The following is an 18390-nucleotide window of genomic DNA, read 5'->3' as shown; positions in this document are numbered from 1 at the left end:
CCATGCCCGACCCGTCCCTCCCCAAGGCCCGCACCCCACGGCCCCCGGCGTCCCCACCCCCGCCCGAGCCGGGCCGGGGCGTCTCCCGGCGCACCCTGCTCGGGACCGCCGGCGCCACCGGTCTCGTGCTCGGCGCGGCGGGCGGCGCCGTGGGCTACGCGGCCGCTCCCGCCCCGGCCACGCCCCTGACATCGGTCGGCTCCGGCCGCGCGATGTTTCACGGGAAACATCAGCCCGGCATCACCGACGCGCTCCAGGCCCACGGCCATCTCGTCGCCTTCGATCTCACCGCGGGCGCGGGACGCAAGGAGGCGGCGGCCCTGCTGCGCCGCTGGTCGGCGGTGGCCGAGCGGCTGATGGCGGGCGAGACGGCCCCGCACGGGGACACCGACGTGGCCCGCGACGCCGGGCCCTCCTCGCTGACCGTCACCTTCGGCTTCGGGCACAGCTTCTTCGCCCGCACCGGACTGGAGAAGCAGCGGCCGGCCGCGCTGGACCCGCTGCCCGACTTCTCCGCCGACCATCTCGACAGAGGGCGCGGCGAGGGCGATCTGTGGGTGCAGATCGGCGCGAACGACGCGCTGGTCGCCTTCCACGCGCTGCGCGCGCTCCAGAAGGAGGCGGGCGACGCGGCCCGTGTCCGCTGGCAGATGAACGGCTTCAACCGCTCACCCGGCACCACCGCCCGCCCCATGACCACGCGCAATCTCATGGGCCAGATCGACGGCACCCGCAATCCCAAGCCCGCCGAGCCGGATTTCGACCGGCGCGTCTTCGTGCCCGCCCCGGGCGAGCCCGCGTGGATGGCGAACGGCTCCTACGCCGTGGTCCGCCGCATCCGCATGCTGCTGGACGACTGGGAGAAGCTGGCGCGCCCCGGGCAGGAGGCGGTGATCGGCCGCCGCAAGTCGGACGGCGGCCCGCTGTCCGGCGGCGACGAGACCACGCCGATGGACCTGGAGAAGGCGGACGCGGACGGCGGGTACGTCGTCCCGCTGAACGCCCATGCCCGGATCACCCGGCCCGACCAGAACGGCGGGGCCGCGATGCTGCGCCGCCCGTTCTCCTTCCACGACGGCTTCGACGCCGACGGCACGCCCGACGCCGGTCTGCTCTTCATCTGCTGGCAGGCCGATCCGCTGCGCGGCTTCGTGCCGGTGCAGCGCAAGCTCGACCGCGGCGACGCGCTGTCGCGGTACCTGCGGCACGAGGCCAGCGGGCTCTACGCGGTGCCGGGCGGCGCGGCGGAGGGTGAGTACGTGGGACAGCGGCTGCTGGAGGGCTGACCAGGCATTCCGGGTGCCCTTTTCGCACCCTTCCGGGATCGAAACCACTCGGAAGGGTGGTCGCGGTGAGACGGTCGAGCCGGGCTCCGGCAGGGCCATTAGGGTGAGGTCATGCCAGCGAGCTACGCGTATCTCGGTCCCGAAGGCACCTTCACCGAAGTCGCCCTGCGCACACTTCCGGAGGCGGCCACCCGTGAGCTGATCCCGTACGTCTCGGTGCAGTCCGCGCTGGACGCGGTGCGCACCGGGGACGCGGAGGCCGCGTTCGTCCCGATCGAGAACTCGGTCGAGGGCGGGATCACCACGACCCTGGACGAGCTGGTCGCGGGCGAGCCGCTCACGATCTACCGCGAGGTGCTGCTGTCGATCACCTTCGCGCTGCTGGTCCGGCCGGGCACGAAGCTCGCCGACATCAAGACGGTCACCGCGCATCCCGCCGCCCAGCCCCAGGTCCGCAACTGGATGCGCGCCCACCTCCCGGACGCCCTGTGGGAGTCGGCGGCCTCCAACGCGGACGGCGCCCGCCTGGTGCAGGAGGGCCGGTACGACGCCGCCTTCGCGGGCGAGTTCGCGGCGGCGCGGTACGGCCTGGTGCCGCTGGAGACCGGCATCCACGACGCGGAGAACGCGCAGACCCGGTTCGTGCTGGTCGGCCGGCCCGCCCGGCCCGCCGCGCCGACCGGTGCCGACAAGACCTCGGTGGTGCTGTGGCAGCGGGACGACCACCCCGGCGCGCTGCGTGACCTGCTGGGCGAGTTCGCCACCCGCGGCATCAACCTGATGCTGCTCCAGTCCCGGCCGACAGGCGCGGGCATCGGCAACTACTGCTTCTGCGTGGACGCCGAGGGGCACATCTCCGACCGGCGGATGGCGGAGGCGCTGATGGGGCTGAAGCGGATCTGTCTCCAGGTGCGTTTCCTGGGTTCCTATCCGCGGGCGGACATCGCGCCGGGCGATGCGCGGCCGATGCTGCCGGGGACCTCCGACCAGGAGTTCCTGGCGGCGTCCGACTGGGTGACCCGCTGCCAGGACGGCCGTTTCTAGTCGGCTTCGTTATCCACAGAAGTTATCCACAGGTCCGCTTCTCTACCTGGGGACAAGTCGACAACAAGGGCCATGCGGTCGACAAATCGCCCCACAGTCCCCAGGTGCATTCAGCCCAGCCTGGATCACCCTTCGTCCACCCGTTTCCTTTGATTCATCTTTTAAGGTGAGCACTTTCCACCCGAAAGTGTCTGTACCGAGAGTTTGGGCCGGGAATTCCTCGGGCATGCCAACAGACTCGGAATGATCAATTCCAAAATCCACAGACAGTTCGCACAGCCTGTGGATAACTCGCCCCACCGTGCGGTTCTCTGTGGACAAGTGCCCTGCGCAGCAAGGGAATCCGGCCACCCTCCCGGCGGACCGGAGAAAAGAACCGTAATCGGCCGCGCCGGGCCACTTCGCTCACTCTGCGTCATTGGGGACACGGGTCCCGGCCCGTCCGCCCGCACCGGTAGCCTTGGGCCTGTGATTGACCTTCGCCTGCTTCGTGAGGACCCTGACCGTGTGCGCGCGTCCCAGCGTGCCCGTGGAGAGGATGTCGCGCTCGTCGACGCCCTCCTGTCTGCCGACGAGCGGCGCAGGTCCTCAGGCGTCCGCTTCGACGAGCTGCGCGCCGAGCAGAAGCAGCTCGGCAAGCTGATCCCCAAGGCCACTCCCGAGGAGCGGGCCGAGCTGCTCGGCCGCGCCGAACAGCTGAAGTCCGACGTCAAGGCGGCCGACGCCGAGCGCGACGAGGCCGACGCGGAGACCCAGCGCCTGCTGCTCGGGCTCGGCAACCTCGTCCACCCCGGTGTCCCCGTGGGCGGCGAGGAGGACTTCGTCACCCTCGAGACCCACGGCACCATCCGCGACTTCGACGCCGAGGGCTTCGCGCCCAAGGACCACCTGGAGCTCGGCCAGATCCTCGGCGCGATCGACACCGAGCGCGGCGCCAAGGTCTCCGGCTCCCGCTTCTACTTCCTCACCGGTGTCGGCGCCCTGCTGGAGCTGGCCCTGGTGAACGCCGCCATCGCGCAGGCCACCGCCGCGGGCTTCACCCCGATGCTGACCCCGGCGCTGGTCCGCCCCCAGTCCATGGCGGGCACCGGCTTCCTCGGCCAGGCCGCGCAGGACGTGTACCACCTGGACAAGGACGACCTCTACCTGGTCGGCACCTCCGAGGTGGCGCTCGCCGCGTACCACATGGACGAGATCATCGACGCGGACCGGCTGCCCATGCGCTACGCCGGTTTCTCCCCCTGCTTCCGCCGCGAAGCGGGTTCGCACGGCAAGGACACCCGCGGCATCTTCCGGGTCCACCAGTTCGACAAGGTGGAGATGTTCTCCTACGTCGCGCCCGAGGACTCCGAGGCCGAGCACCAGCGTCTCCTGGAGTGGGAGAAGCAGTGGCTGACGTCGCTGGAGCTGCCGTTCCGCGTGATCGACGTGGCCACCGCCGACCTCGGCTCCTCCGCCGCCCGCAAGTTCGACTGCGAGGCGTGGATCCCGACCCAGGGCAAGTACCGCGAGCTGACGTCCACCTCGGACTGCACCGAGTACCAGTCCCGCCGGCTGCAGATCCGGATGCGCGACGGCAAGAAGGTCCGCCCGCTGGCCACGCTCAACGGCACGCTGTGCGCCGTACCGCGCACCATCGTGGCGATCCTGGAGAACCACCAGCAGCCCGACGGCTCGGTCCGCGTTCCCGAGGTGCTGCGTCCCTACCTGGGCGGACGGGAAGTCCTGGAACCGGTCGCCAAGTGAGCGGCCCCTTCCCCTACGGCCTGGTCGCCACCGACCTGGACGGCACGCTGCTGCGCGGCGACGAGACGATCTCGCCGCGCACCCGTGAGGCCCTCGCCGCCGTCACGGCCGCGGGCGCCGCGCACATCGTCGTCACCGGCCGGGCCGTGCCCTGGACCCGGCACATCCTGGACGACCTCGGCTATGAGGGCCTCGCCGTCTGCGGCCAGGGCGCCCAGGTCTACGACGCCGGGCAGCACCGGCTGCTGACCTCGGTGACGCTGGACCGGCAGCTCGCGGGCGTGGCCCTGGCCAAGATCGAGGCCGAGGTGGGCCCGCTGTACCTGGCGGCGAGCCGGGACGGGCTGGACGGCGACGTCATGGTGGGCCCCGGTTACTCGGTCACCGGCCGGCTCCCGGCGAAGGCGTTCACGGACGCGGCCGACCTGTGGGAAGCCCCGCTGAACAAGATCTACATCCAGCATCCGACGCTGTCCACGGACGAGCTGGCTCAGGCGGCCTCGCGCGCTGCGGGCGGTTTCGTCACCGTCGTCATGGCGGGCGAGGGCATCGTGGAACTGCTGCCGCTCGGGCTGTCCAAGGCGACGGGGCTGTCGCTGGCGGCCCGGCGGCTGAAGCTGAAGGCGGCCGACACGATCGCCTTCGGCGACATGCCGAACGACGTGCCGATGTTCGCCTGGGCCGCGCACAGCGTGGCCATGGCCAACGCCCACGAGGACCTCAAGGCCGTGGCCGACGAGGTGACCGCCTCCAACGAGGAGGACGGCATCGCGCTGGTGCTGGAGCGCCTGCTCGGCTGATTCCCGGACGACAGGGCGGAGAGGCAAGGCGGGGCTGATGCCCGGCCTTGCCTCTCGGCGGTTCTCCGGGTGGGCGGCCCACGCGAGAGCGACATCGCGTGCTCGAAGCGGCCGCCCCGGACGGTCCCTGTGCGGGAGCGGGCTCGACGGTGGAGTAACTCACCGGAGCCCGCCGGGACCATCCTGACGGAAGCCGGACATGACGTTGCCCGGCTCCGCTCCCGGTACGGGGGCGCGCCGGGCTCGGTGAACCCGGCGTCGGCTCCCCCACTGTGCCCCCGCCGGGAAGTCCGGCGCCAGCGAATTAACCCTTGCGCCGCCTGCGCCGGGAGCGGCTGAAGAACCAGCCCGCGGGCGGCTTGTCGGCCCGCCACGGCTGAGGTTCGGGGCGCTCGGCCCGCCAGCGGGCGGCGAGCATCCGGGCGCGGGCGGACGGCTCGGAGGTCTCGGCGGCCCGGACGAAGTCCTCGTCCAGTTCGACACCGTCCCATGGGTCGGGCGCGGTCCCGCCGTCCCCGGCCGGCTGCTCCTGTGCCATGGCGTCCTCCTCGCCGTACTCCCGCTCGCCGTACTTCCGTTGCCGTCAGTGTGCCCGGACGGGGATGAGGTCCCCGTCAAGGCGGCCGCTACTCCTCGCCCGCCAGGGTCAGGGCGCGCAGGCGCTGCCCCGCGTACCAGGTGGCGGCGACGGTGACCACGACCAGCAGCGCGGTGGCCGCGGGGAGGCCGACGTCGGAGGTGATCAGGTTGCTGCCGACCACCTTGTGCGCCACCGCGAGCGCCCACTGCTGGACGCTCAGGGTGCGGGCGCCGGAGACCAGGGAGCCGAACAGGGCCTCCCAGACCAGGGCGTAGACCAGGCCGAAGACCACCGCGTGCCGCGAGACCGTGCCCAGCAGCAGGAACAGCGCGGAGTAGGCGATGGACGCGACGAGCGCGGCGACCGTGTAGGCGACGGCGACCTGGCCGCCGTTGCCGTTGAGGATCAGCCCGGCGATGAGTGTGGGCAGCGCGGAGAACACCATGGTCACCGCGATGGCGACGATCAGCTTGGTGAAGATGATCGTCGGCCGCTTCAGCGGCTTGGACAGCAGGTAGACCACGGAGCCGTCGTCGATCTCCGGACCGATCGCCCCGGTTCCCGCGATGACGCCGATGATCGGCACCATCGTGGCGAGGGCGAACCCGCCGAGCACGTCGGCGGCGACCTGGTCGTCGGCGCCGGTCAGCAGACGTACCGCCACCGAGATCACGATGAGCAGCAGGGGCAGCGCGCCGAGGACGAGGGCCCGGCGGCGGCCGAGCAGGGCCCGGTAGGTGAGCCGGGCGACTGTGGGGTCGTACATCTTCGGCCTCCTACGCCGCGACGAGATACGAGAAGACGGACTCCAGGGACTCGTCCGAGGGCGAGACCGTCAGGAGCCGGATGCCCTGGTCACTGGCGACCTTGGGCAGCAGCGTGGTGAAGCGGCCGAAGTCGACGGCCTGGATGATCAGCCCGCCCTCGACGGCGTCGACCTCGATGCCCGCGGTCGACGGGTCGGCGATCAGGGCGGCCGCGAGGGCGCGGTCGTCGCTGGAGCGGACCAGGTAGCGGTGCGGGCGGTCGGTCATCAGGCGGCGGATCTTCCGGAAGTCGCCGCTGGCCGCGTGCCGGCCGGCGACGACGACCTCGATGTGCCGGGCGAGCTGCTCGACCTCCTCCAGGATGTGCGAGGAGAACAGCACGGTGCGGCCCTCGTCGCCCATGGCGCGCAGCAGTTCCATCAGCTGGAGCCGCTGGCGCGGGTCCATGCCGTTGAACGGCTCGTCGAGCAGGAGCAGCGAGGGGTCGTGGACGAGCGCGGACGCCATCTTCACGCGCTGGCGCATGCCCTTGGAGTAGGTGGAGATCTTCCGGTCCTGGGCGTGCTCCATCTCCACGGTGGCGAGCGCGCGCTGGGCGGCCTTGGCGCCGAGACCGTGCAGTTCGGCGTTGGCGAGGACGAACTCGTGCCCGGTGAGGAAGTCGTACATCGCCTCCCGCTCGGGGACGATGCCGATGTGCTGGTACACGGCCTCGTTGCGCCACACCGGCTGCCCGTCGAGGGTGACGGTGCCGGTGGAGGGGGCCAGGAAGCCGCCCATCATGTTGATGAGGGTGGACTTGCCGGCGCCGTTGGGGCCGAGCAGGCCCGTGACACCGGGGCCGATGGTCATGGTGATGTCGTTGACGGCGACCACGTTGCCGAACCAGCGGGAGACATGGTCGATCTGGAGCGTTGTCACAGGCCCACCTTCTTGTAGCGGCGCACGAGCAGGCCGTAGCTCGCGGCGATGAGCCCGAGGACGACGATCAGGTAGACGAAGCCCTGGCCGGTGGTCGGGCCGACGCCGCTGGGGAACGACGACTGGCCGCCGAGCAGCGCGGACTGGACGCCGTCGATCAGCGTGACCGGGGAGAACAGCCCGATCCACGGCACGGCGCCGCTGTTGTCCTGGGAGTCGGCGATGGCCTGGAGGGTGGAGACGGCGCCGTAGGAGATGGTCATGACGGCGATGACGGCGGCGATGCCGAAGCCGCGGCGCGGGGTGACGGCGGCGATGACCAGGCCGATCCCGGCGAAGAGCAGGGAGAGCAGGACCACCGCGACCACGCCCTCGCCGAACTTCGCGCTCTGGTGGGCCACGTCCATCTTGGCGAGCAGCGCGCCGACGAACAGCACGAGCAGCGGGCCTCCGGTCAGGACGAACAGGGCCGAGGCGAGCGCCGCGAACTTGGCGAGCACGTAGTCGGCGGTCTCGATGGGCCGCGAGAAGTACAGCGGGACCGTCTTGAAGCGGAGGTCGCGGGAGACGGACTGCGGGGCCTGGGAGGCGACGAACAGGCTGATCACGGCCTGCATGATGATCGCGTACCGGGTGTAGGGGACCGGCAGGTCGTGCGCCTTGGTGGTGACGGCGACCGCGACCATGATGGCGGCGGGCACGCACATCACCGCGAACAGCAGCATCGGCAGCACCTTGGACTTGGCCGACCGGCCGAGGCCGTAGGCGCCGCGCAGGGACTGCGAGTACAGCGAGCGGCGGGCGTAGGAGCGGCCGAGCCGGGGGCCGTCGTAGCCGCGGTAGCCGATGTCGTGGATGCGGGACTGGTCGCCCGAGGGCGCCGGTGCCGTGGGGACGGGCTGGTCAACCGCCATGGCCGACTGCCTCCTTCCGCTGCTCGTCGCGGGTGAACACCTCGGAGATGTGGTGCCGCCGCTGTTCCATCCGGACCAGGCCCAGGCCGAGTCCGGCGACGGTGTCGCGCACCAGGTCGTACGTCTCCTCGCCCTGGGCGGTGAGCAGCAGGATGTGCCCGGCGCCGGGCAGGCCGCCGCCGTCGTCGTGGGTGTCGATCCCTCGCGCGCGCAGTGCCTCGCGCAGGGCGCGGGTGCCGTCGGGGTGGGTGTCGCTGTCGGTGACCTCGACGGCGAGCGTCGTGGTGGACTGGGTGAAGTCGGTGGTGGAGCTGGACCGCAGCAGCTTGCCGCCGTCGACGACCACGACGTGGTCGCAGGTGCGCTCCAGCTCGCCCAGCAGGTGCGAGGTGACCAGGACCGAGATGCCGAAGTCGGTGTGGACGCGGCGGATCAGGCCGAGCATCTCGTCCCGGCCGACCGGGTCGAGGCCGTTGGTCGGCTCGTCCAGGAAGACCAGCCGGGGGTCGTGCACCAGCGCCTGGGCGAGCTTGACCCGCTGCTTCATGCCGGTCGAGTAGCCGCCGATGGGGCGGTAGCGCTCCTCGTACAGCCCGACGTGGCGCAGCGTGTCGGCGGTGCGTTCGCGGGCGGCGGTGGGCGGCAGGCCGGACATGCGCGCCATGTGCACGACGAACTCGGTGGCCGAGACGTCGGGCGGCAGGCAGTCGTGCTCCGGCATGTAGCCGACGCGCTCGCGGATCGCGGCGCCCTCGGTGGCCACGTCGAGGCCGAGCACGGAGGCGCGGCCCTCGGTGGCGGGGGACAGACCCAGCAGGATCTTGATCAGGGTGGACTTGCCGGCGCCGTTGGCACCGACGAGTCCCGTCACACCGGGTCCGATGTCCACGGACAGCCGGTCGAGCGCGGTCACCCGGGGGAACCGCTTGCTCAGGCTCTCGGTCACGATCACAGTCACGTACCCGACCGTAGTGACGCGGAGCACGCGGGTCGTCAGACCACAGAGCCGTCTTGGGGTCCGTCTCGGGTAGTACGGGGCCCTAGGGGTGATGGGCCCTGGGGGGGCAGGGCTCCGAGCCTTCCTATTGACGCCACCTCTAACAACTGCCACATTCGCTGGACGGATACGGGCGGATGCGGGCGGAGGACAAGTGACGCTGAAGGACGCGCGTGAGCGGCGGGTGCGCACCGGCGGGATCGAGCTGTGCGTGGCCGAACTGGGCGATCCGGAGCGCCCCACCGTGGTGCTGGTGCACGGCTATCCGGACAGCAAAGAGGTCTGGTCCGAGGTGGCCGCCCGGCTGGCCGACCGCTTCCACGTGGTGCTCTACGACGTGCGCGGCCACGGCGCCTCGACCGCGCCGAAACCGCTGCGCGGCGGCTTCACCCTGGCCAAGCTGACGGACGACTTCCTCGCGGTGGCCGACGCGGTGAGCCCGGACCGGCCGGTGCACCTGGTCGGGCACGACTGGGGGTCGGTGCAGTCCTGGGAGTTCGTGACGGTCGCCCGCACGCGCGGCCGCATCGCCTCCTTCACCTCCGTCTCGGGCCCCTCGCTGGACCACTTCGGCCACTGGATCGGGGCACGCGTGAAGCGCCCGACCCCGCGCCGGGTGGGCCAGCTCCTGGGCCAGGGCGCCAAGTCCTGGTACGTGTACCTGCTGCACACACCCGTACTCCCGGAACTGGTCTGGCGCGGGCCGCTGGGCAAGCGGTGGCCGAAGCTGCTGGAGCGGGCCGAGAAGATCCCGGCCGGCGACTACCCGACGGCCTCGCTCCCCTCGGACGCGGCCCACGGGGCGTGGCTCTACCGGGACAACGTCCGCCCCCGGCTGCGCCGTCCGCGCCCGGACGCCGTCGCGCACGTGCCGGTGCAGCTCATCACGCCGCAGGGCGACGCGTTCCTGTCCGAGCGGCTCTACGACGACCTGGAGCAGTGGGTACCGAGGCTGACCCGGCGCACGCTCGCGGCCAGGCACTGGGTGCCGCGCACCCGGCCGGACCACATGGCCCGCTGGGTCTCGGAGTTCGTCGGCTCGGTCGAGCGGGGAGAGCCGGAACCCACGGCCGAAGCGCGTCACGCGGGGCGCTTCGGCGGGCAGTTGGCCCTGGTGACGGGCGCGGGCAGCGGGATCGGCCGCGCGACGACGCTCGCTCTTGCCCAGGCAGGGGCCCGGGTGGTGGCCGTCGACCGGGATGCCGGGACCGCCGCCCGCACCGCCGAACTCGCCGTGGAGGCAGGCGCGTCGGACGCCTGGGCGGAGACGGTGGACGTCTCCGACGAGCAGGCCATGGAGAAGCTGGCCGAGCGCGTGCACCGCGAGTACGGGGTGCTGGACCTGCTGGTCAACAACGCGGGCATCGGCCTGTCCGGCTCCTTCCTCACCACGACCCCGGACGACTGGCGCAGGGTGCTGGACGTCAACTTGTGGGGGGTGATCCACGGTTGCCGCCTCTTCGGGGCCCGCATGGCCGAGCGCGGACAGGGCGGCCACATCGTCAACATCGCCTCGGCGGCGGCCTTTCAGCCCTCCCGCGCGCTACCCGCGTACGCCACGTCGAAGGCGGCGGTGCTGATGCTCTCGGAATGCCTGCGCGCCGAACTGGCCTCGCGGGACATCGGAGTCACGGCCGTCTGCCCCGGCATCGTCAACACCGGCATCACCTCGACGGCACGCTTCACGGGGGTGGACGAGACCGAGGCGCGGCGGCGCCGGGAGCGGTCGTCCCGGCTCTACGGGAAGCGCAACTACCCGCCGGAGAAGGTCGCTCGGGCGATCCTGGACGCGGTGGCGGAGAACCGGGCCGTGGCGCCGGTGACTCCCGAGGCACGCGGCGCGTATCTGCTGTCCCGGTTCCTGCCGGGTGCGGTACGCAGACTGGCGCGGATCGAGCCGAAGTTGTGAGGGCCGGCTCGGTGCGGTGAGCCTCATCCCCGCTGAATCGCACCGAAGTTGATCAACCCACGGGAAACGGGCGCCAGTTGTCCACAGAATCGTCAAAATGCCTGTGGATAAACCGCGTTGGCTGTGGATCAAACCTCCGGGAGGAAAATCGGATGCGTGATCCGGGTCTCTCCAGCAGGCTGACGGGGGGCGGAAAACGCGGAGCAGACGGAGAAGAAGGAGATACGAAAAGCATCACATGACAGAAATGGGTACATCAGAAATGATGGATGACAGACGCACCGTGAAGGTGTCCAAGTACCTCTCCAAGCACCTGCGGCACCAGCCCGAGCGCATCGGGCTCACCCTCGACCCGGCGGGCTGGGTCGGGATCGACACGCTGCTCGCCGCAGCTGCCGCCCACGGCTTCCCCGTCACCCGCGCCGAGCTGGACCACGTCGTGGCCGTGAACGACAAGCGGCGCTTCGCCGTCGAGGACGGCCGCATCCGCGCCAGCCAGGGCCACAGCGTCGAGGTCGCGCTCGGCCTGCCCCCGGCCACCCCGCCGCCGTACCTCTACCACGGCACCGTCGCCCCCAGCCTGGACGCGATCCGTGCCGAGGGGCTGCGCCCCATGAACCGGCACGACGTCCATCTCTCGGCCGACCGCGAGACCGCCACCCGGGTCGGCGCCCGCCGCGGCCGGCCCGTGGTCCTCGCCGTGGACGCCGGGGCGATGCACCGCGACGGCCACGTCTTCCACGTCAGCGCCAACGGCGTCTGGCTGACCGGCGCCGTCCCGCCTCGCTACCTGCGCTTGTCCGAACCGCGCTGAGCCCCGGCCCGCCCGGTCAGCCGAGCTGCGCGACGGCCTCGGTGGCGATCTTCTCGAAGACGGCCTGGTCGGCCGCGAAGTCCGAGTCCGGGATCGGCCAGTGGACGACCAGCTCGGTGACACCCAGCGCGGCGTACCGGCCCGCGAAGTCCACGAACGCGTCGACGGACCGCAGCGGACCGCTCCGGTCCGGGGTGAACCCGGTCAGCATGATCTTGTCCAGCTCGGTCACGTCCCGCCCGGTCTCCGCGCAGGCATCCGTGAGCCGGCCGAGCTGCCCCTCGACCGCCCGCACCGACTGCTCGGGCGTGCCGGTCTCGAACAGCTTCGGGTCGCCCGTGGTCACCCACGCCTGCCCGTACCGGGCGGCCAGCCGCAGCCCGCGCGGGCCGGTCGCCGCCACCGCGAACGGCAGCCGCGGCCGCTGCACACAGCCCGGGATGTTGCGCGCCTCGTGCGCCGAGTAGTTCTCGCCCGCGTACGACACCGCGTCCTCGGTCAGCAGCCGGTCCAGCAGCGTCACGAACTCCGCGAACCGGCCGGCCCGCTCACGCGGGGACCACGCCTCCTGCCCGAGCGCGGTCGCGTCGAACCCGGAGCCGCCCGCCCCGATGCCCAGCGTCACCCGGCCGCCGGAGATGTCGTCCAGGGAGATCAGTTCCTTGGCCAGCGTCACCGGGTGGCGGAAGTTCGGCGAGGTCACCAGCGTCCCCAGCCGCAGCCGCTCGGTCACCCCGGCGGCGGCCGTCAGCGTGGGCAGCGCCCCGAACCACGGCCCGTCCCGGAAGGAACGCCAGGACAGGTGGTCGTAGGTGTACGCCGCGTGGAACCCCAGTTCCTCGGCCCGCTGCCATTTCTCCCGTCCCCCCTCGCTCCAGCGGTCGACGGGAAGGATCACGGTACTGAGACGAAGGGCCATGCGGACGAGCCTACGACGCCCGCACAGGCGGCCGGGACACGGTCCGGGCCCGTCCGACGCCGGCCCCGCGCCCCTTCCCCGCCCCGTGGCAACCGGTCCCGCCCGCGGGTGCGCGAGAATGACCGGGTGACCTCAGCGACCAGACAGCCGGGGACCCCGGCCTCCGCCCAGCCGTCGGCCCGGTCCGCACAGGGAGGGGCCCCTCTCCCCGCGCCGCGCCTGATCGCCACCGACCTCGACGGCACCCTGCTGCGCGACGACAACACCGTCTCGCCGCGTACCGTCGCCGCGCTGGCCGCGGCCGAGGAGGCGGGTGTCGAGGTCTTCTTCGTCACCGGCCGGCCCGCCCGCTGGATGGACGTCGTCAGCGAGCACGTGCACGGCCACGGCCTGGCGATCTGCGGCAACGGTGCCGCCGTGGTCGACCTGCACGGCGGACCGGGCGCCCACCGCTTCGTCAAGGTGCGCGAGCTGGCCAGGGAGAACGCCCTGCGGTCCGTGCAGCTGCTGCGCGAGGCCGCCCCCGGCACCCTGTTCGCGGTCGAGCAGACCTACGGCTTCCACCAGGAGCCCGCCTATCCCAAGCTGCACATGGAGATCCCGGACACCCTCCGGCCCGCCGAGGAGCTCCTCGCGCCCGACGGCGTCGCGGCGGCCCAGCCGGTGCTGAAGATCCTCGCCCACCACCCCGAGCTCGACCCGGACGCCTTCCTCACCCTCGCCCGGATCGCGATCGGCGGCCACGCCAACGTCACCCGCTCCAGCCCCCGGGCCCTGCTGGAACTGAGCGGCCCCGGCGTCTCCAAGGCCAGCACCCTGGCCCTGTGCTGCGCCGAGCGCGGCATCTCGCGTCAGGAGGTCATCGCCTTCGGCGACATGCCCAACGACATCGAGATGCTGACCTGGGCAGGCCGCTCCTACGCCATGGGCAACGCCCACCCCGACACCCTGGCCGCGGCCACCGGCCGCACCGACGCCAACAACGAGGACGGCGTGGCCCGGGTGATCGAGGACCTCCTCGCCGGCCGGCTCTGACCGCCCCGCCGGCGGCCGCCGGCTACAGCACCACCAGGGACTCCGCCTCGGCCTCGCGGCGTGCCATCGCGGCCAGCGGGCCCTCCACGGCGACCAGCTCGGCGTAGGGGCCGCGCTGCACCACGCGGCCCGCGTCGAGCACCATCACCTCGTCGACGGCGGCGAGGCCGGCGAGCCGGTGCGTGATCAGCAGCGTGGTGCGGCCCTCGGTCGCGGCCAGCAGGTCCTCGGTGAGCGCGTCCGCCGTGGGCAGGTCCAGGTGCTCGGCGGGCTCGTCCAGGACCAGCACCGGGAAGTCCGCGAGCAGCGCGCGGGCCAGCGCGAGGCGCTGCCGCTGGCCCCCGGACAGCCGGGCCCCGTGCTCGCCGACATGCGTGTCCAGGCCCTCGGGGAGCCCGTCCACCCAGTCCAGCAGCCGGGCGCGCAGCAGCACGTCCCGCAGCTCGTCCTCGGTCGCGTCCTTCCGGGCCAGCAGGAGGTTCTCCCGCACGGAGCTGTCGAAGAGGTGCGCGTCCTGGGCACACAGCCCGACCAGTCGCCGTACCTCGTCGCCGTCCATCGCGCCGGCCGGCACCCCGGCCAGCGTGTAGGTGCCCGAGCCCGGGTCCAGGAAGCGGAGCAGCACCTGGGCGAGGGTGGTCTTGCCGGAGCCCGAGGGGCCGACCACCGCGATCCGGCGGCCCCGGTCCAGGGTGAGGTCCAGGCCGTCGAGCGCGTCGCGGTGCTGGCCCTCGTGGCGGGCGGTCAGGTCCTTCACGACGAGCGGGAAGGGCGACGCGGGCGCCTCGCGGGGGTGCTCGGGCTCGTGGACCGGCACCGGGGCGTCCAGGATCTCGTAGACCCGCTCCGCGCTGCGGGCGACCCGCTGCCGGTGGCGGACGGCCAGCGGGAGGCCGAGCACGGCCTCGAAGGCCGCCAGCGGGGTGAGGACGACCACGGCCACCACGACGCCGTGGATGCGGCCCCCGGCCGCCGCCTGGGCGCCCAGCAGCGCGGCGGCGGTGACGGTGAGTCCGGAGATCAGCGCGGTGAGGCCGTCGCCGAGCGCGGTCGCCCCGGCCGCGCGGGAGGCGATCCGGGTGAGGACGCCGTCGGCGTCGCGGGTGGCCGCCGTGCGCGAGGGCAGCGCCCCGGCGACGGTCAGCTCGGCGGTGCCGGTGAGCAGGTCGGTCACCCGGGTGGACAGCACGCCCCGGGCGGGCGCCAGTCGTCGTTCGGTGCGCCGGGCGACGGCCGCGGTGATCAGCGGGACGCCGACCCCGGCGAGCAGCAGACCCGCGGCGAGCACGAGCCCGGCCTCGGGGAGCAGCCAGGCCGTGAAGCCGACCGAGGCGGCCGAGACGACGACGGCCACCCCGGTGGGCAGCAGCCAGCGCAGCCAGTAGTCCTGGAAGGCGTCCACGTCGGCGACGAGCCGGGAGAGCAGGTCGCCGCGCCGGGTGCCCCGCAGTCCGGCCGGGGCCAGGCGCTCCAGCCGCTTGTAGACGGCGACGCGGGTGTCGGCGAGCATGCGCAGCACGGCGTCGTGCGACACCAGCCGCTCGCTGTAGCGGAAGACGGCCCGGCCGATGCCGAAGAACCGGGTGGCCGTCACGGCCACCAGCAGGTACAGCACCGGGGGCTGCTGCGAGGCCCGGGAGATCAGCCAGCCGGAGGTCGCCATCAGTCCGACGGCGCAGCCGAGGGCAAGGCTGCCGAGCAGCAGTGCGAAGAGCAGGCGGCCGCGCCGGGCGGCGGCCACGGAGCGGACGCGCGCCAGGACGCCCCGTGCGCGGGCCGTCTGGGGTGCGGGCGCGGACTCGCCCCGGTCGTCGTCGGCGTCCTCCGGCTCGGCGAAGAAGGGCTTGCCGGTGCCGCCGTCGGCGGGCTCGGTCAGGGGCGCGTCGAGCGCGGTGGCGGACGGCTCCGGCGCGAGCGCCTCGGCCTTGACGGGCTCGGGCGCCGGGGAGGACTCGGCCGGCTCCAGCCGCACCACCCGGTCGGCGACCTCCAGCAGCGCGGGCCGGTGCACGACGAGCAGTACGGTGCGGCCGACCGCGAGCCGGCGCACCGCCGCGACGACATCCGCCTCGGTCGCGCCGTCCAGTGCGGCGGTGGGCTCGTCCAGGAGCAGCACCGGCCGGTCGGCGAGGAAGGCGCGGGCCAGGGCGAGCCGCTGCCGCTGGCCCGCGGAGAGCCCGGCCCCGTCCTCGCCGAGCACGGTGCATGCGCCCTCGGGGAGCGCGTCAACGAACTCCAGCGCGCCCGCGTCGGCCAGCGCCCGGCGCACGGCGGCGTCGTCCGCGTCGGGACGGGCCAGCCGTACGTTCTCCTCGATGGTCCCCGCGTACAGGTGCGGCCGCTGCGGCACCCAGGCGATCCGGGAGCGCCACTGCTCCAGGTCGAGGTCGGCGAGGTCGGCGCCGCCGACGCGCAGCTGGCCCTCGGTGGGCCGTACGAAGCCGAGCAGCACGCTCAGCAGGGTCGACTTGCCCGCGCCGCTCGGCCCGATCAGCGCCACGGTCTCGCCGGGCTCCACGGAGAAGGACACGTCGGTCACGGCGTCCGCCGAGCGGCCCGGGTAGCGGACCGTCACGGAGTCGAAGGCCACGGAGCCGGAGGGGACCGGCGCGGTGCCGGTGGCCGGGACCGGCGTCTCCAGCACGGCGAAGATCTCCTCCGCGGCCGCGAGCCCCTCCGCCGCCGCGTGGTACTGCGCGCCCACCTGGCGCAGCGGGAGGTACGCCTCGGGGGCCAGGATCAGGATGACCAGGCCGATGTACAGGTCCATGCCGCCGTGCACCAGCCGCATGCCGATCGTGACGGCGACCAGGGCGACGGAGAGCGTGGCCAGCAGCTCCAGCGCGAAGGAGGAGAGGAAGGCGATCCGCAGGGTGCGCATGGTGGCGCGGCGGTACTCACCGGTGATCTTGCGGATGGAATCGGCCTGGGCCTTGGCCCGGCCGAACACCTTCAGCGTGGGCAGGCCGGCGACCACGTCGAGGAAGTGGCCCGACAGCCGGGACAGCAGCGACCACTGCCGGTCCATCCGGGACTGGGTGGCCCAGCCGATGAGCATCATGAAGATCGGGATGAGGGGCAGCGTCCCCACGATGATGGCCGCCGAGACCCAGTCCTCGGTGACGATCCGCGCCAGTACCGCCACCGGGACGACCAGGGCGAGGCCCATCTGCGGGAGGTACCGCGAGAAGTAGTCGTCCAGGGCGTCGACGCCACGGGTGGCCAGGGTCACCAGCGAGCCGGTGCGCTGTCCGCTCAGCCAGCCGGGACCGAGCACGGCGGCCCGCTCCACGAGCCGCTCCCGCAGCTCGGACTTCACGGCCGCGCTGGCCCGGTTCGCCGCCAGCTCGGTGAGCCAGGAGACCAGGGCGCGGCCACAGGCCACCGCGGCCAGCAGCGCCAGCGGAGTGACCAGGTCACCTGCGGACTTACCCTGCTGGAAGGCTCCGACCACCACCTCGGCGATCAGCATCGCCTGAGCGATGACCAGTCCGGCGCCGAGTCCGCCGAGGAGGACGACCGCCACGAGGAAGACGCGCGTGGCACGGGCGTAACGCAGGAGGCGGGGATCGATCGGTTTCACGTGAAACGTGTCCTTCAGTCCCGAGAGTGTGTTTCACGTGAAACATACCCTTGAGGCGCTCAGTGTGCGGCTTCGGCAATGTGCTGGGTACCGATGCGCTTGCGGAACACCCAGTAGGTCCAGCCCTGGTACAGCATGACGAGCGGGGTGGCGATCGCGGCGCACCAGGTCATGATCTTCAAGGTGTACGGGCTCGACGAGGCGTTGGTCACCGTCAGGCTCCACTCCGGGTCGAGCGTGGACGGCATCACGTTCGGGAAGAGCGACAGGAACAGCATCGCCACGGTGGCCGCGATGGTCACCCCGGACAGCGCGAACGCCCAGCCTTCCCGCCCCCGCCAGATGGCCCCCACGGCCCCGGCCAGGGCGGCGGCCGCCACCACGAGAGCGACCAGGCTCGCGTCGTCCCCGCCGTGCAGCTGTGTCCAGACCAGGAAGCCGAAGGCCAGGAGGACGGTCACCGGGGCGGTGCGCAGCGCCAGCCGGCGGGCCCGGGTCCGGATGTCGCCGACGGTCTTGAGCGCCGTGAACACCGTCCCGTGGAAGGTGAACAGGGTGAGGGTCACCGCGCCGCCGAGCAGGGCGTAGGGGTTGAAGAGGTCCCCCAGGCCGCCGACGTACTCGAAGTCCCGGTCGATCTTCACGCCGCGCGCGATGTTCCCGAAGGCCACGCCCCACAGGAACGCCGGGATCAGCGAGGTCCAGAAGATCGCCCACTCCCAGTTGCGCTGCCAGTTCTCCTCGGGCCGCTTGACCCGGTACTCGAAGGCCACGCCCCGGACGATCAGGCAGACCAGGATGACCAGCAGCGGCAGGTAGAAGCCGGAGAACAGGGTGGCGTACCACTCCGGGAAGGCGGCGAAGGTCGCCCCGCCCGCTGTGAGCAGCCACACCTCGTTGCCGTCCCACACCGGCCCGATGGTGTTGATCAGCACCCGCCGCTCGGGCCGGTCACGGGCGAGCAGCCGGGTGAGGACGCCGACCCCGAAGTCGAACCCCTCCAGGAAGAAGTAGCCGGTCCACAGCACGGCTATTAGTACGAACCAGACGTCATGCAGTTCCATGGCTGTTCCCC

At 72.4% G+C, this 18390-nt stretch carries 15 protein-coding genes; 7 read left to right on the top strand and 8 right to left on the bottom strand.

What is annotated here, in order from left to right:
- The first annotated feature begins 2 nt into the window (after window positions 1-2).
- From efeB to ABZ898_RS13035, 4 genes are all read left to right on the top strand, one after another.
- Complete coding sequence (efeB, locus tag ABZ898_RS13050; protein WP_361656708.1) at window positions 3-1286, top strand: iron uptake transporter deferrochelatase/peroxidase subunit; 1284 nt, start codon at window positions 3-5, stop codon at window positions 1284-1286.
- 111 nt (window positions 1287-1397) lie between these two features.
- A complete protein-coding gene (pheA, locus tag ABZ898_RS13045; protein ID WP_361656706.1) occupies window positions 1398-2330 on the top strand; it encodes a prephenate dehydratase in 933 nt (310 codons plus the stop codon).
- 468 nt (window positions 2331-2798) lie between these two features.
- Window positions 2799-4076 carry a serine--tRNA ligase gene (serS, locus tag ABZ898_RS13040; RefSeq protein ID WP_361656703.1) on the top strand — a complete coding sequence of 426 codons (1278 nt, stop codon included), beginning with the start codon at window positions 2799-2801 and terminating at the stop codon, window positions 4074-4076.
- Entirely contained in the window at window positions 4073-4876 is an 804-nt protein-coding gene (locus tag ABZ898_RS13035) for an HAD family hydrolase (protein WP_361656700.1), read from the top strand. The genes serS and ABZ898_RS13035 overlap by 4 nt, the downstream gene beginning before the upstream one ends.
- 304 nt (window positions 4877-5180) lie before the next feature.
- Here ABZ898_RS13035 and ABZ898_RS13030 read toward each other — a convergent pair whose 3' ends face one another.
- The 5 genes from ABZ898_RS13030 to ABZ898_RS13010 all read right to left on the bottom strand — a co-directional run bounded on the left by ABZ898_RS13030 (window position 5181) and on the right by ABZ898_RS13010 (window position 9010).
- The gene (locus ABZ898_RS13030; protein WP_361656697.1) at window positions 5181-5414 is read right to left on the bottom strand and encodes a hypothetical protein; all 234 of its coding nucleotides are present in this window, start codon (window positions 5412-5414) and stop codon (window positions 5181-5183) included.
- An 88-nt stretch (window positions 5415-5502) separates the two neighbouring features.
- Window positions 5503-6222: an ABC transporter permease subunit gene (locus ABZ898_RS13025; RefSeq protein ID WP_361656694.1), complete on the bottom strand. Its 720-nt coding sequence runs from the start codon at window positions 6220-6222 to the stop codon at window positions 5503-5505.
- A gap of 10 nt (window positions 6223-6232) precedes the next feature.
- Complete coding sequence (locus tag ABZ898_RS13020) at window positions 6233-7144, bottom strand: ABC transporter ATP-binding protein (protein WP_361656691.1); 912 nt, start codon at window positions 7142-7144, stop codon at window positions 6233-6235.
- The gene (locus tag ABZ898_RS13015) at window positions 7141-8058 is read right to left on the bottom strand and encodes an ABC transporter permease subunit (RefSeq protein WP_361656688.1); all 918 of its coding nucleotides are present in this window, start codon (window positions 8056-8058) and stop codon (window positions 7141-7143) included. The genes ABZ898_RS13020 and ABZ898_RS13015 overlap by 4 nt, the downstream gene beginning before the upstream one ends.
- On the bottom strand, window positions 8048-9010 hold the full coding sequence (locus ABZ898_RS13010; RefSeq protein ID WP_361657058.1) for an ABC transporter ATP-binding protein: 963 nt from the start codon (window positions 9008-9010) through the stop codon (window positions 8048-8050). Before ABZ898_RS13010 ends, ABZ898_RS13015 begins: the two co-directional genes overlap by 11 nt.
- A 199-nt stretch (window positions 9011-9209) precedes the next feature.
- On the opposite strand from ABZ898_RS13010, the gene ABZ898_RS13005 reads away from it, so the two are divergent.
- A complete protein-coding gene (locus tag ABZ898_RS13005; RefSeq protein ID WP_361656685.1) occupies window positions 9210-10964 on the top strand; it encodes an SDR family oxidoreductase in 1755 nt (584 codons plus the stop codon).
- 265 nt (window positions 10965-11229) lie between these two features.
- Complete coding sequence (locus tag ABZ898_RS13000; protein ID WP_361657056.1) at window positions 11230-11778, top strand: RNA 2'-phosphotransferase; 549 nt, start codon at window positions 11230-11232, stop codon at window positions 11776-11778.
- Between the two features lie 16 nt (window positions 11779-11794).
- Here ABZ898_RS13000 and ABZ898_RS12995 read toward each other — a convergent pair whose 3' ends face one another.
- Window positions 11795-12697, bottom strand: coding sequence for an LLM class flavin-dependent oxidoreductase (locus tag ABZ898_RS12995; RefSeq protein ID WP_361656683.1), 903 nt, complete (start codon window positions 12695-12697; stop codon window positions 11795-11797).
- Between the two features lie 108 nt (window positions 12698-12805).
- Here ABZ898_RS12995 and ABZ898_RS12990 point away from each other — a divergent pair, with 108 nt between their 5' ends.
- Window positions 12806-13732, top strand: a complete 927-nt coding sequence (locus tag ABZ898_RS12990; RefSeq protein WP_361656680.1) for a Cof-type HAD-IIB family hydrolase — start codon at window positions 12806-12808, stop codon at window positions 13730-13732.
- Between the two features lie 22 nt (window positions 13733-13754).
- Here ABZ898_RS12990 and cydD read toward each other — a convergent pair whose 3' ends face one another.
- Entirely contained in the window at window positions 13755-17315 is a 3561-nt protein-coding gene (cydD, locus tag ABZ898_RS12985; RefSeq protein WP_361656677.1) for a thiol reductant ABC exporter subunit CydD, read from the bottom strand.
- Window positions 17316-17374: 59 nt separating this feature from the next.
- Window positions 17375-18379: a cytochrome d ubiquinol oxidase subunit II gene (gene cydB, locus ABZ898_RS12980; protein WP_361656674.1), complete on the bottom strand. Its 1005-nt coding sequence runs from the start codon at window positions 18377-18379 to the stop codon at window positions 17375-17377.
- Window positions 18380-18390: the final 11 nt, after the last annotated feature.

This window comes from Streptomyces sp. NPDC046860, assembly GCF_040645115.1.
Lineage (GTDB): Bacteria > Actinomycetota > Actinomycetes > Streptomycetales > Streptomycetaceae > Streptomyces.
The sequence above is the reverse complement of the archived record's forward strand: the minus strand, read 5'-3'. Positions and strand labels throughout refer to the sequence as shown.

Coding starts and splice junctions, on each gene's coding strand:
- efeB (WP_361656708.1), top strand. CDS start 3: ATGCCCGACCCGTCCCTCCCCAAGGCCCGCACCCCACGGCCCCCGGCG.
- pheA (WP_361656706.1), top strand. CDS start 1,398: ATGCCAGCGAGCTACGCGTATCTCGGTCCCGAAGGCACCTTCACCGAA.
- ABZ898_RS13030 (WP_361656697.1), bottom strand. CDS start 5,414: ATGGCACAGGAGCAGCCGGCCGGGGACGGCGGGACCGCGCCCGACCCA.
- ABZ898_RS13025 (WP_361656694.1), bottom strand. CDS start 6,222: ATGTACGACCCCACAGTCGCCCGGCTCACCTACCGGGCCCTGCTCGGC.
- ABZ898_RS13015 (WP_361656688.1), bottom strand. CDS start 8,058: ATGGCGGTTGACCAGCCCGTCCCCACGGCACCGGCGCCCTCGGGCGAC.
- ABZ898_RS13000 (WP_361657056.1), top strand. CDS start 11,230: ATGGATGACAGACGCACCGTGAAGGTGTCCAAGTACCTCTCCAAGCAC.
- ABZ898_RS12995 (WP_361656683.1), bottom strand. CDS start 12,697: ATGGCCCTTCGTCTCAGTACCGTGATCCTTCCCGTCGACCGCTGGAGC.
- cydB (WP_361656674.1), bottom strand. CDS start 18,379: ATGGAACTGCATGACGTCTGGTTCGTACTAATAGCCGTGCTGTGGACC.